General features: G+C 50.4%; 14 protein-coding genes. 8 read left to right on the forward strand and 6 right to left on the reverse strand.

All coding sequences use genetic code 11. From position 1 onward, the window contains the following. Positions 1–51: 51 nt before the first annotated feature. Entirely contained in the window at positions 52–1482 is a 1431-nt protein-coding gene (locus ACJHWT_RS08300; protein WP_001112576.1) for an alanine/glycine:cation symporter family protein, read from the reverse strand. Positions 1483–1760: 278 nt separating this feature from the next. Here ACJHWT_RS08300 and tal point away from each other — a divergent pair, with 278 nt between their 5' ends. Then, positions 1761–2714 (forward strand): transaldolase, encoded by a 954-nt coding sequence (gene tal, locus ACJHWT_RS08305; protein ID WP_000130187.1) that lies wholly within the window; start codon positions 1761–1763, stop codon positions 2712–2714. Between the two features lie 114 nt (positions 2715–2828). Further along, positions 2829–3416 carry a molybdopterin adenylyltransferase gene (gene mog, locus ACJHWT_RS08310; RefSeq protein ID WP_001094681.1) on the forward strand — a complete coding sequence of 196 codons (588 nt, stop codon included), beginning with the start codon at positions 2829–2831 and terminating at the stop codon, positions 3414–3416. Positions 3417–3450: 34 nt separating this feature from the next. On the opposite strand, the gene satP is transcribed toward mog, so the two are convergent. The 3 genes from satP to ACJHWT_RS08325 form a co-directional block, all read right to left on the reverse strand. Further along, positions 3451–4017 (reverse strand): acetate uptake transporter, encoded by a 567-nt coding sequence (satP, locus tag ACJHWT_RS08315; protein WP_000528538.1) that lies wholly within the window; start codon positions 4015–4017, stop codon positions 3451–3453. Positions 4018–4165: 148 nt separating this feature from the next. Further along, on the reverse strand, positions 4166–4879 hold the full coding sequence (gene msyB, locus ACJHWT_RS08320; protein WP_001102366.1) for an acidic protein MsyB: 714 nt from the start codon (positions 4877–4879) through the stop codon (positions 4166–4168). Positions 4880–4904: 25 nt separating this feature from the next. Further along, positions 4905–5309, reverse strand: a complete 405-nt coding sequence (locus ACJHWT_RS08325) for a DUF2541 family protein (protein WP_000843575.1) — start codon at positions 5307–5309, stop codon at positions 4905–4907. A gap of 375 nt (positions 5310–5684) precedes the next feature. On the opposite strand from ACJHWT_RS08325, the gene dnaK reads away from it, so the two are divergent. Beyond that, positions 5685–7601 carry a molecular chaperone DnaK gene (gene dnaK / locus ACJHWT_RS08330; RefSeq protein WP_000516135.1) on the forward strand — a complete coding sequence of 639 codons (1917 nt, stop codon included), beginning with the start codon at positions 5685–5687 and terminating at the stop codon, positions 7599–7601. Positions 7602–7689: 88 nt separating this feature from the next. After that, positions 7690–8820 carry a molecular chaperone DnaJ gene (gene dnaJ / locus ACJHWT_RS08335; RefSeq protein WP_001118464.1) on the forward strand — a complete coding sequence of 377 codons (1131 nt, stop codon included), beginning with the start codon at positions 7690–7692 and terminating at the stop codon, positions 8818–8820. Between the two features lie 103 nt (positions 8821–8923). Here dnaJ and mokC read toward each other — a convergent pair whose 3' ends face one another. Next, a complete protein-coding gene (mokC, locus tag ACJHWT_RS08340) occupies positions 8924–9076 on the reverse strand; it encodes a type I toxin-antitoxin system toxin MokC (RefSeq protein ID WP_000809168.1) in 153 nt (50 codons plus the stop codon). Positions 9077–9661: 585 nt separating this feature from the next. On the opposite strand from mokC, the gene nhaA reads away from it, so the two are divergent. Then, positions 9662–10828 carry a Na+/H+ antiporter NhaA gene (gene nhaA / locus ACJHWT_RS08345; RefSeq protein ID WP_000681352.1) on the forward strand — a complete coding sequence of 389 codons (1167 nt, stop codon included), beginning with the start codon at positions 9662–9664 and terminating at the stop codon, positions 10826–10828. Positions 10829–10887: 59 nt separating this feature from the next. Continuing rightward, a complete protein-coding gene (gene nhaR / locus ACJHWT_RS08350) occupies positions 10888–11793 on the forward strand; it encodes a transcriptional activator NhaR (RefSeq protein ID WP_000062878.1) in 906 nt (301 codons plus the stop codon). Between the two features lie 95 nt (positions 11794–11888). Here the strand turns inward: nhaR and rpsT are convergent, their stop codons facing one another. Further along, positions 11889–12152 carry a 30S ribosomal protein S20 gene (gene rpsT / locus ACJHWT_RS08355; RefSeq protein WP_001274021.1) on the reverse strand — a complete coding sequence of 88 codons (264 nt, stop codon included), beginning with the start codon at positions 12150–12152 and terminating at the stop codon, positions 11889–11891. A gap of 102 nt (positions 12153–12254) precedes the next feature. Here rpsT and ACJHWT_RS08360 point away from each other — a divergent pair, with 102 nt between their 5' ends. Then, positions 12255–12473 (forward strand): DUF2575 family protein, encoded by a 219-nt coding sequence (locus tag ACJHWT_RS08360; RefSeq protein ID WP_001695414.1) that lies wholly within the window; start codon positions 12255–12257, stop codon positions 12471–12473. Positions 12474–12480: 7 nt separating this feature from the next. Then, positions 12481–13422 carry a bifunctional riboflavin kinase/FAD synthetase gene (gene ribF / locus ACJHWT_RS08365; RefSeq protein WP_000767329.1) on the forward strand — a complete coding sequence of 314 codons (942 nt, stop codon included), beginning with the start codon at positions 12481–12483 and terminating at the stop codon, positions 13420–13422. The last annotated feature ends 10 nt before the right edge of the window (positions 13423–13432 follow it).

Here is a 13432-nt window from a genome sequence, read left to right on the forward strand (position 1 = left end):
ATTTATGCCGACTTTAGCAAAAAAAGAGAATGAGTTGATCGATAGTTGTGATTACTCCTGCGAAACATCATCCCACGCGTCCGGAGAAAGCTGGCGACTGATATCCGGATAACGCAACGGATCAAACACCGGGCGCACGCCGAGTTTACGCTGGCGTAGATAATCACTGGCAATGGTATGAACCACAGGCGAGAGCAGTAAAATGGCGGTCAAATTGGTAATAGCCATGCAGGCCATTATGATATCTGCCAGTTGCCACATCAGCGGAAGACTTAGCAAGGTGCCGCCGATGACCGTTGCGAAGGTGCAGATTCGCAGACACCAGATCGCTTTAGGGTTGTTCAGGCGTAAGAAGAAGAGATTGTTTTCGGCATAAATGTAGTTGGCAACGATGGAGCTGAAGGCAAACAGAATAACCACGAGGGTAACAAACTCCGCACCCCAGGAGCCCATTAGCACCCGCATCGCCTTCTGGATAAGCTGAATACCTTCCAGCGGCATGTAGGTTGTGCCGTTACCCGCCAGTAATATCAGCATGGCGCTTGCCGTACAGATGACCAGGGTGTCGATAAAAATGCCAATCATCTGGACAATCCCTTGCGCTGCGGGATGCGGAGGCCAGGACGCAGCTGCCGCTGCCGCGTTTGGCGTCGACCCCATTCCCGCCTCATTGGAAAACATACTGCGCTGAAAACCGTTAGTAATCGCCTGGCTTAAGGTATATCCCGCCGCGCCGCCTGCCGCTTCCTGCCAGCCAAAAGCACTCTCAAAAATAGACCAAATGACGTGGGGAAGTTGCCCGATATTCATTACGCAAATTACCAGGCTGGTCAGTACCCAGATTATCGCCATCAACGGGACAAACCCCTGCATGAGCCGGGCGACGCCATAAAGACCGCGAGTGATTGCCAGCAGAGCAAAGACAGCAAGAATAATGCCTGTCACCAGCGGGGGAAAATCAAAAGAAAAACTCAGGGCTCGGGCAACGGCGTTCGCCTGAACTCCGCTGAAAATTATGCCGTAGGCGATGAGCAAAAAGAGGGCGAACAGAACGCCCATCCAGCGCATCCCCAGCCCGCGCGCCATATACCATGCCGGTCCGCCACGAAACTGCCCATTAACGTCACGTTCTTTATAAAGTTGTGCAAGGGAACATTCGGCAAACGAGGTCGCCATGCCGATAAACGCGGCAACCCACATCCAGAAGACGGCACCTGGTCCACCGGCGGTAATAGCCAGCGCAACGCCAGCCAGGTTGCCGCTACCCACGCGCGCCGCAAGACTGGTACACAATGACTGAAATGAGGTTAAACCGCCTGGCTGTGGATGAATGCTATTTTTAAGACTTTTGCCAAACTGGCGGATGTAGCGAAACTGCACAAATCCGGTACGAAAAGTGAACCAACAACCTGCGCCGAAGAGCAGGTAAATCATTACCGATCCCCAAAGGACGCTGTTAATAAAGGAGAAAAAATCTGGCATGCATATCCCTCTTATTGCCGGTCGCGATGACTTTCCTGTGTAAACGTTACCAATTGTTTAAGAAGTATATACGCTACGAGGTACTTGATAACTTCTGCGTAGCATACATGAGGTTTTGTATAAAAATGGCGGGCGATATCAACGCAGTGTCAGAAATCCGAAACAGTCTCGCCTGGCGATAACCGTCTTGTCGGCGGTTGCGCTGACGTTGCGTCGTGATATCATCAGGGCAGACCGGTTACATCCCCCTAACAAGCTGTTTAAAGAGAAATACTATCATGACGGACAAATTGACCTCCCTTCGTCAGTACACCACCGTAGTGGCCGACACTGGGGACATCGCGGCAATGAAGCTGTATCAACCGCAGGATGCCACAACCAACCCTTCTCTCATTCTTAACGCAGCGCAGATTCCGGAATACCGTAAGTTGATTGATGATGCTGTCGCCTGGGCGAAACAGCAGAGCAACGATCGCGCGCAGCAGATCGTGGACGCGACCGACAAACTGGCAGTAAATATTGGTCTGGAAATCCTGAAACTGGTTCCGGGCCGTATCTCAACTGAAGTTGATGCGCGTCTTTCCTATGACACCGAAGCGTCAATTGCGAAAGCAAAACGCCTGATCAAACTCTACAACGATGCAGGGATTAGCAACGATCGTATTCTGATCAAACTGGCTTCTACCTGGCAGGGTATCCGTGCTGCAGAACAGCTGGAAAAAGAAGGCATCAACTGTAACCTGACCCTGCTGTTCTCCTTCGCTCAGGCTCGTGCTTGTGCGGAAGCGGGCGTGTTCCTGATCTCGCCGTTTGTTGGCCGTATTCTTGACTGGTACAAAGCGAATACCGATAAGAAAGAGTACGCTCCGGCAGAAGATCCAGGCGTGGTTTCTGTATCTGAAATCTACCAGTACTACAAAGAGCACGGTTATGAAACCGTGGTTATGGGCGCAAGCTTCCGTAACATCGGCGAAATTCTGGAACTGGCAGGCTGCGACCGTCTGACCATCGCACCGGCACTGCTGAAAGAGCTGGCTGAGAGCGAAGGGGCTATCGAACGTAAACTGTCTTACACCGGCGAAGTGAAAGCGCGTCCGGCGCGTATCACTGAGTCCGAGTTCCTGTGGCAGCATAACCAGGATCCAATGGCAGTAGATAAACTGGCGGAAGGTATCCGTAAGTTTGCTGTTGACCAGGAAAAACTGGAAAAAATGATCGGCGATCTGCTGTAATCATTCTTAGCGTGACCGGGAAGTCGGTCACGCTACCTCTTCTGAAGCCTGTCTGTCACTCCCTTCGCAGTGTATCATTCTGTTTAACGAGACTGTTTAAACGGAAAAATCTTGATGAATACTTTACGTATTGGCTTAGTTTCCATCTCTGATCGCGCATCCAGCGGCGTTTATCAGGATAAAGGCATCCCTGCGCTGGAAGAATGGCTGACATCGGCGCTAACCACGCCGTTTGAACTGGAAACCCGCTTAATCCCCGATGAGCAGGCGATCATCGAGCAAACGTTGTGTGAGCTGGTGGATGAAATGAGTTGCCATCTGGTGCTCACCACGGGCGGAACTGGCCCGGCGCGTCGTGACGTAACGCCCGATGCGACGCTGGCAGTAGCGGACCGCGAGATGCCTGGCTTTGGTGAACAGATGCGCCAGATCAGCCTGCATTTTGTACCAACTGCGATCCTTTCGCGTCAGGTGGGCGTGATTCGCAAACAGGCGCTGATCCTTAACTTACCCGGTCAGCCGAAGTCGATTAAAGAGACGCTGGAAGGCGTGAAGGACGCTGCGGGTAACGTTGTGGTGCATGGTATTTTTGCCAGCGTACCGTACTGCATTCAGTTGCTGGAAGGGCCATACATTGAAACGGCACCGGAAGTGGTTGCAGCATTCAGACCGAAGAGTGCAAGACGCGACGTTAGCGAATAAAAAAATCCCCCCGAGCGGGGGGATCTCAAAACAATTAGTGGGATTCACCAATCGGCAGAACGGTGCGACCAAACTGCTCGTTCAGTACTTCACCCATCGCCAGATAGATTGCGCTGGCACCGCAGATCAGACCAATCCAGCCGGCAAAGTGGATGATTGCGGCGTTACCGGCAATGTTACCGATCGCCAGCAGGGCAAACAGCACGGTCAGGCTAAAGAAAACGAATTGCAGAACGCGTGCGCCTTTCAGCGTGCCGAAGAACATAAACAGCGTAAATACGCCCCACAGACCCAGGTAGACACCAAGGAACTGTGCATTTGGCGCATCGGTCAGACCCAGTTTCGGCATCAGCAGAATCGCAACCAGCGTCAGCCAGAAAGAACCGTAAGAGGTGAATGCGGTTAAACCGAAAGTGTTGCCTTTTTTGTACTCCAGCAGACCAGCAAAAATTTGCGCGATGCCGCCGTAGAAAATGCCCATGGCAAGAATAATACCGTCCAGAGCAAAATAACCCACGTTGTGCAGGTTAAGCAGAATGGTGGTCATGCCGAAGCCCATCAGGCCCAGCGGTGCCGGATTAGCCAACTTAGTGTTGCCCATAATTCCTCAAAAATCATCATCGAATGAATGGTGAAATAATTTCCCTGAATAACTGTAGTGTTTTCAGGGCGCGGCATAATAATCAGCCAGTGGGGCAGTGTCTACGATCTTTTGAGGGGAAAATGAAAATTTTCCCCGGTTTCCGGTATCAGACCTGAGTGGCACTAACCATCCGGCGCAGGCAGGCGATTTGCAGTACGGCTGGAATTGTCACGCGATAGGCAATGCCGCTGACCGCTTTAACCCCATTTAGTGCCGCGCCTACAGGGCCTCCCAGACCCGCGCCGCGCAGCAAACCATGCCCAAGTACGCTCATTGCTGCGTGGGTGCGTAAAATGCGGGTCAATTGGCTGGAAAGCAAATGCGACACGCCTTTTGCCAATAATTTGTCTTTCATCAGCAGCGGCAGCAGCTCTTCCAGCTCATTCACCCTGGCATCGACCGCGTGCAGAAACTCCTGCTTATGTTCCTCGTCCATTTTCTTCCAGGTGTTACGCAGAAATTGTTCCAGTAACTGTTGCTCAATCTCAAACGTAGACATCTCTTTGTCGGCTTTCAGCTTCAATCGCTTTGAAACATCGAGCAAAATGGCCCGATACAATTTACCGTGTCCACGCAGTTTGTTGGCGATACTATCGCCACCAAAATGCTGTAATTCTCCGGCAATCAGCTGCCAGTTGCGGCGATGTTGCTCGGGATGTCCCTCCATCGATTTAAACAGTTCGTTGCGCATCAGTACGCTGGAGAGGCGAGTTTTGCCTTTTTCATTATGGGTGAGCAATCGGGCGAAATTTGCCAATTGTTCCTCACTACAATGCTGGAGAAAATCCAGATCTGAATCATTCAGGTAATTAACATTCATTTTTTGTGGCTTCTATATTCTGGCGTTAGTCGTCGCCGATAATTTTCAGCGTGGCCATATCCGATGAGTTCACCGTATGACCAGAAAAGGTGATTTTTGAGACGCAGCGTTTATTGTCGTTATCGCTGTTAATGTTGATCCAGTCAGTGGTTTGCCCTTCTTTTATTTCTGAAGGAATATTCAGGGTCTGACTGGCGCTACGGGCGGCTTTGAAATAAACCGATGCACCGCTTAACTGTAAATCGCCATGGTCGGCTGAGAGTTGTATGCGTTTAACAATTCGGCAAACAGGAAGTTTCAGCGCCAGATCGTTGGTTTCGTTACGTGGCATTGCAATGACGCCGAGGATTTTATGGTCGTTTGCCTGCGCCGTGCAGCACAGCAGCAGGCTAATCGCCAGGCTGGCGGAAAGCGTAAAAACGGATTTCATAAGGATTCTCTTAGTGGGGAGAGGTAGGGGATGAATACCCACTAGTTTACTGCTGATAAAGAGAAGATTCAGGTACGTAATATTTTCTTTTTATTACAATTTTTCTATGAATGTCTTGTCTGCTATTCATTCTCTATATGAATAAAATTGCTGTCAGTTTCATGTCTTGTTCTGGCATATCGCGAAATTTCTGCGCAAAAGCACAAAAAATTTTTGCATCTCCCCCTTGATGACGTGGGTTACGACCCCATTTAGTAGTCAACCGCAGTGAGTGAGTCTGCAAAAAAATGAAATTGGGCAGTTGAAACCAGACGTTTCGCCCCTATTACAGACTCACAACCACATGATGACCGAATATATAGTGGAGACGTTTAGATGGGTAAAATAATTGGTATCGACCTGGGTACTACCAACTCTTGTGTAGCGATTATGGATGGCACCACTCCTCGTGTACTGGAGAACGCCGAAGGCGATCGCACCACGCCTTCTATCATTGCCTATACCCAGGATGGTGAAACTCTGGTTGGTCAGCCGGCTAAACGTCAGGCAGTGACGAACCCGCAAAACACCCTGTTTGCGATTAAACGCCTGATTGGCCGCCGCTTCCAGGACGAAGAAGTACAGCGTGATGTTTCCATCATGCCGTTCAAAATTATTGCTGCTGATAACGGCGACGCATGGGTCGAAGTTAAAGGCCAGAAAATGGCACCGCCGCAGATCTCTGCTGAAGTGCTGAAAAAAATGAAGAAAACCGCTGAAGATTACCTGGGTGAACCGGTAACTGAAGCTGTTATCACCGTACCGGCATACTTTAACGATGCTCAGCGTCAGGCAACCAAAGACGCAGGCCGTATCGCTGGTCTGGAAGTAAAACGTATCATCAACGAACCGACCGCAGCTGCGCTGGCTTACGGTCTGGACAAAGGTACTGGCAACCGTACTATCGCGGTTTATGACCTGGGTGGTGGTACTTTCGATATTTCTATTATCGAAATCGACGAAGTTGACGGCGAAAAAACCTTCGAAGTTCTGGCAACCAACGGTGATACCCACCTGGGTGGTGAAGACTTCGACAGCCGTCTGATCAACTACCTGGTTGAAGAATTCAAGAAAGATCAGGGCATTGACCTGCGCAACGATCCGCTGGCAATGCAGCGCCTGAAAGAAGCGGCAGAAAAAGCGAAAATCGAGCTGTCTTCCGCTCAGCAGACCGACGTTAACCTGCCGTACATCACTGCAGACGCGACCGGTCCGAAACACATGAACATCAAAGTGACTCGTGCGAAACTGGAAAGCCTGGTTGAAGATCTGGTAAACCGTTCCATTGAGCCGCTGAAAGTTGCACTGCAGGACGCTGGCCTGTCCGTATCTGATATCGACGACGTTATCCTCGTTGGTGGTCAGACTCGTATGCCAATGGTTCAGAAGAAAGTTGCTGAGTTCTTTGGTAAAGAGCCGCGTAAAGACGTTAACCCGGACGAAGCTGTAGCAATCGGTGCTGCTGTTCAGGGTGGTGTTCTGACTGGTGACGTAAAAGACGTACTGCTGCTGGACGTTACCCCGCTGTCTCTGGGTATCGAAACCATGGGCGGTGTGATGACGACGCTGATCGCGAAAAACACCACTATCCCGACCAAGCACAGCCAGGTGTTCTCTACCGCTGAAGACAACCAGTCTGCGGTAACCATCCACGTGCTGCAGGGTGAACGTAAACGTGCAGCTGATAACAAATCTCTGGGTCAGTTCAACCTGGATGGTATCAACCCGGCACCGCGCGGCATGCCGCAGATCGAAGTTACCTTCGATATCGATGCTGACGGTATCCTGCACGTTTCCGCGAAAGATAAAAACAGCGGTAAAGAGCAGAAGATCACCATCAAGGCTTCTTCTGGTCTGAACGAAGATGAAATCCAGAAAATGGTACGCGACGCAGAAGCTAACGCCGAAGCTGACCGTAAGTTTGAAGAGCTGGTACAGACTCGCAACCAGGGCGACCATCTGCTGCACAGCACCCGTAAGCAGGTTGAAGAAGCGGGCGACAAACTGCCGGCTGACGACAAAACTGCTATCGAGTCTGCACTGACTGCACTGGAAACTGCTCTGAAAGGTGAAGACAAAGCCGCTATCGAAGCGAAAATGCAGGAACTGGCACAGGTTTCCCAGAAACTGATGGAAATCGCCCAGCAGCAACATGCCCAGCAGCAGACTGCCGGTGCTGATGCTTCTGCAAACAACGCGAAAGATGACGATGTTGTCGACGCTGAATTTGAAGAAGTCAAAGACAAAAAATAATCGCCCTATAAACGGGTAATTATACTGACACGGGCGAAGGGGTATTTCCTCTCCGCCCGTGCATTCATCTAGGGGCAATTTAAAAAAGATGGCTAAGCAAGATTATTACGAGATTTTAGGCGTTTCCAAAACAGCGGAAGAGCGTGAAATCAAAAAGGCCTACAAACGCCTGGCCATGAAATACCACCCGGACCGTAACCAGGGTGACAAAGAGGCCGAGGCGAAATTTAAAGAGATCAAGGAAGCTTATGAAGTTCTGACCGACTCGCAAAAACGTGCGGCATACGATCAGTATGGTCATGCTGCGTTTGAGCAAGGCGGCATGGGCGGCGGCGGTTTTGGCGGCGGCGCAGACTTCAGCGATATTTTTGGTGACGTTTTCGGCGATATTTTTGGCGGCGGACGTGGTCGTCAACGTGCGGCGCGCGGTGCTGATTTACGCTATAACATGGAGCTCACCCTCGAAGAAGCTGTACGTGGCGTGACCAAAGAGATCCGCATTCCGACTCTGGAAGAGTGTGACGTTTGCCACGGTAGCGGTGCAAAACCAGGTACACAGCCGCAGACCTGTCCGACCTGTCATGGTTCTGGTCAGGTGCAGATGCGCCAGGGTTTCTTTGCCGTGCAGCAGACCTGTCCACACTGTCAGGGCCGCGGTACGCTGATCAAAGATCCGTGCAACAAATGTCATGGTCATGGTCGTGTTGAGCGCAGCAAAACGCTGTCCGTTAAAATCCCGGCAGGGGTGGACACTGGAGACCGCATCCGTCTTGCGGGCGAAGGTGAAGCGGGCGAGCATGGCGCACCGGCAGGCGATCTGTACGTTCAGGTTCAGGTTAAACAGCACCCGATTTTCGAGCGTGAAGGTAACAACCTGTATTGCGAAGTCCCGATCAACTTCGCTATGGCGGCGCTGGGTGGCGAAATCGAAGTACCGACCCTTGATGGTCGCGTCAAACTGAAAGTGCCTGGCGAAACCCAGACCGGTAAGCTGTTCCGTATGCGCGGTAAAGGCGTCAAGTCTGTCCGCGGTGGCGCACAGGGTGATTTGCTGTGCCGCGTTGTCGTCGAAACACCGGTAGGCCTGAACGAGAAGCAGAAACAGCTGCTGCAAGAGCTGCAAGAAAGCTTCGGTGGCCCAACCGGCGAGCACAACAGCCCGCGCTCAAAGAGCTTCTTTGATGGTGTGAAGAAGTTTTTTGACGACCTGACCCGCTAACCTCCCCAAAAGCCTGCCCGTGGGCAGGCCTGGGTAAAACCAGGGTGCGTTGAAGATATGCGAGCACCTGAAAAGTGGCGGGAATCACTCCCCGCCGTTGCTCTTACTCGGATTCGTAAGCCGTGAAAACAGCAACCTCCGTCTGGCCAGTTCGGATGTGAACCTCACAGAGGTCTTTTCTCGTTACCAGCGCCGCTACTACGGCGGTGATACAGATGACGATCAGGGCGACAATCATCGCCTTATGCTGCTTCATTGCTCTCTTCTCCTTGACCTTACGGTCAGTAAGAGGCACTCTACATGTGTTCTGCATATAGGGGGCCTCGGGTTGATAGTAAAATATCACTCGGGGCTTTTCTCTATCTGCCGTTCAGCTAATGCCTGAGACAGACAGCCTCAAGCACCCGCCGCTATTATATCGCTCTCTTTAACCCATTCTGTTTTATCGATTCTAATCCTGAAGACGCCTCGCATTTTTATGGCGTAATTTTTTAATGATTTAATTATTTAACTTTAATTTATCTCTTCATCGCAATTATTGACGACAAACTGGATTATTTTTGAAGTATTGGCCTAACAAACATCGCCGACTGACAACAAATTAATTATTACTTTTCCCAATTAATCCCTCAGAAATCCTTACCTTAAGCTATGATTATCAGGGCTTAGGGTCACACGTCAGCGCTTACAGCCGTCAAAAACTCATATCATCACTGATGACGCAAATCCTTCAATGCCTCGTAAAAAGCGAATTATTCCTACACTATAATCTGATTTTAACGATGATTCGTGCGGGGTAAGATAGTAAAAACGATCTATTCACCTGAAAGAGAAATAAAAAGTGAAACATCTGCATCGATTCTTTAGCAGTGATGCCTCGGGAGGCATTATTCTTATCATTGCCGCTATCCTGGCGATGATTATGGCCAACAGCGGCGCAACCAGTGGATGGTATCACGACTTTCTGGAGACGCCGGTTCAGCTCCGGGTTGGTTCACTCGAAATCAACAAAAACATGCTGTTATGGATAAATGACGCGCTGATGGCGGTATTTTTCCTGTTAGTCGGTCTGGAAGTTAAACGTGAACTGATGCAAGGATCGCTAGCCAGCTTACGCCAGGCTGCATTTCCAGTTATCGCCGCTATTGGTGGGATGATTGTGCCGGCATTACTCTATCTGGCCTTTAACCATGCCGATCCGATTACCCGCGAAGGGTGGGCGATCCCGGCGGCTACTGACATTGCTTTTGCACTTGGTGTGCTGGCGCTGTTGGGAAGTCGTGTTCCGTTAGCCCTGAAGATCTTTTTGATGGCTCTGGCTATTATCGACGATCTTGGGGCCATCATTATCATCGCATTGTTCTACACTAATGACTTATCGATGGCCTCTCTTGGCGTCGCGGCTGTAGCAATTGCGGTACTCGCGGTATTGAATCTGTGTGGTGTACGCCGCACGGGCGTCTATATTCTGGTTGGCGTGGTGTTGTGGACTGCGGTGTTGAAATCGGGGGTTCACGCAACCCTGGCGGGGGTAATTGTCGGCTTCTTTATTCCTTTGAAAGAGAAGCATGGGCGTTCTCCAGCGAAGCGACTGGAGCATGTGTTGCACCCGTGGGTGGCGTATCTGATTTTACCGCTGTTTGCATTTGCTAATGCTGGCGTTTCACTGCAAGGCGTCACGCTGGATGGCTTGACCTCCATTCTGCCATTGGGGATCATCGCTGGCTTGCTGATTGGCAAACCGCTGGGGATTAGTCTGTTCTGCTGGTTGGCGCTGCGTTTGAAACTGGCGCATCTGCCTGAGGGAACGACTTATCAGCAAATTATGGCGGTGGGGATCCTGTGCGGTATCGGTTTTACTATGTCTATCTTTATTGCCAGCCTGGCCTTTGGTAGCGTAGATCCAGAACTGATTAACTGGGCGAAACTCGGTATCCTGGTCGGTTCTATCTCTTCGGCGGTAATTGGATACAGCTGGTTACGCGTTCGTTTGCGTCCATCAGTTTGACAGGACGGTTTACCGGGGAGCCATAAACGGCTCCCTTTTCATTGTTATCAGGGAGAGAAATGAGCATGTCTCATATCAATTACAACCACTTGTATTACTTCTGGCATGTCTATAAAGAAGGTTCCGTGGTTGGCGCAGCGGAGGCGCTTTATTTAACACCACAAACCATTACCGGACAGATTCGGGCGCTGGAAGAGCGCCTGCAAGGCAAATTATTTAAGCGCAAGGGACGTGGCCTCGAGCCCAGCGAGCTGGGAGAGCTGGTCTATCGCTATGCCGATAAAATGTTCACCTTAAGCCAGGAAATGCTGGATATCGTGAACTATCGCAAAGAATCCAACTTATTGTTTGATGTTGGTGTGGCAGATGCACTTTCCAAACGTCTGGTCAGCAGTGTTCTGGATGCCGCAGTTGTGGAAGACGAGCAGATCCATCTACGCTGTTTCGAATCGACGCACGAGATGCTTTTAGAGCAGTTGAGTCAGCATAAACTGGATATGATCATCTCTGACTGTCCGATCGATTCCACTCAGCAGGAAGGGCTGTTTTCCATGAAAATTGGCGAATGTGGTGTCAGTTTCTGGTGCACTAACCCACTACCAGAAAAGCCGTTTCCTGCCTGTCTTGAAGAGCGTCGTTTACTTATTCCGGGGCGTCGCTCAATGTTGGGGCGTAAGCTATTAAACTGGTTTAACTCCCAGGGCTTGAACGTCGAAATTTTGGGTGAGTTTGATGATGCTGCGTTGATGAAAGCCTTTGGGGCGACGCATAACGCTATTTTCGTTGCACCTTCGCTTTACGCTAATGATTTCTATAACGATGACTCGGTTGTGGAGATAGGCCGTGTTGAGAACGTGATGGAAGAGTACCACGCGATTTTTGCCGAAAGGATGATTCAGCACCCTGCAGTACAGCGTATCTGCAATACAGACTATTCTGCGCTGTTTACTCCAGCTTCAAAATAAACATTTGTACTTTGCAGGCCGAATTTTGGCCTGCAGATGGATATAAAAAAACCCGCCAGAGCGGGTTTTTTTACAAAGCTGACAACAACAGGCAATTAAGCCAGTTTGTTGATCTGTGCAGTCAGGTTAGCCTTATGACGTGCAGCTTTGTTTTTGTGGATCAGACCTTTAGCAGCCTGACGGTCCACGATTGGTTGCATTTCGTTAAATGCTTTCTGTGCAGCAGCTTTGTCGCCAGCTTCGATAGCTGCGTATACTTTCTTGATGAAAGTACGCATCATAGAGCGACGGCTTGCGTTGTGCTTACGAGCCTTTTCAGACTGAATGGCGCGCTTCTTAGCTGATTTGATATTAGCCAAGGTCCAACTCCCAAATGTGTTCTATATGGACAATTCAAAGGCCGAGGAATATGCCCTTTTAGCCTTCTTTTGTCAATGGATTTGTGCAAATAAGCGCCGTTAATGTGCCGGCACTCGTTACGTAGTGATGGCGCAGGATTCTACCAGCTTGCGGGGTGTGAATACAGCTTTTCCGCGAGAAAAATTGCAGCAGGCGGTCAGTTTCTTCCCATGATTTGCGCCATAGCAATGAAAAGCCACTTCTTTCTGATTTCGGCACTCAATCGCCGGTTAACCTTGACCGCTGTACAAGGTATACTCGGACGATTTTCACTGTTTTGAGCCAGACATGAAGCTGATACGCGGCATACATAATCTCAGCCAGGCCCCGCAAGAAGGGTGTGTGCTGACTATTGGTAATTTCGACGGCGTGCATCGCGGTCATCGCGCGCTGTTACAGGGCTTGCAGGAAGAAGGGCGCAAGCGCAACTTACCGGTGATGGTGATGCTTTTTGAACCTCAACCACTGGAACTGTTTGCTACTGATAAAGCCCCGGCACGGCTCACCCGGCTGCGGGAAAAACTGCGTTATCTTGCAGAGTGTGGTGTTGATTACGTGCTGTGCGTGCGTTTTGACAGGCGTTTTGCGGCGTTAACCGCGCAAAACTTCATCAGTGATCTTCTGGTGAAGCACTTGCGGGTAAAATTTCTTGCCGTAGGTGACGATTTCCGCTTTGGCGCTGGTCGTGAAGGCGATTTCTTGTTATTACAGAAAGCGGGCATGGAATACGGCTTCGATATCACCAGCACGCAAACTTTTTGCGAAGGTGGCGTGCGTATCAGCAGCACCGCCGTGCGTCAGGCGCTTGCGGATGACAATCTGGCTCTGGCAGAAAGTTTACTGGGGCACCCGTTTGCTATCTCCGGGCGTGTAGTCCACGGTGATGAATTAGGGCGCACTATAGGTTTCCCGACGGCGAATGTACCGCTACGCCGTCAGGTTTCCCCGGTGAAAGGGGTTTATGCGGTAGAAGTGTTGGGCCTTGGCGAAAAGCCGTTACCCGGCGTTGCAAACATCGGAACACGCCCAACGGTTGCCGGTATTCGCCAGCAACTGGAAGTGCATTTGTTAGATGTTGCAATGGACCTTTATGGTCGCCATATACAAGTAGTGCTGCGTAAAAAAATACGCAATGAGCAGCGATTTGCATCGCTGGACGAACTGAAAGCGCAGATTGCGCGTGATGAATTAACCGCCCGCGAATTTTTTGGGCTAACAAAACCGGCTTAAGCCTGTTATG

The sequence above is a fragment of the Escherichia sp. WS338 genome (genome assembly GCF_046486405.1).
Lineage (GTDB): Bacteria > Pseudomonadota > Gammaproteobacteria > Enterobacterales > Enterobacteriaceae > Escherichia > Escherichia coli.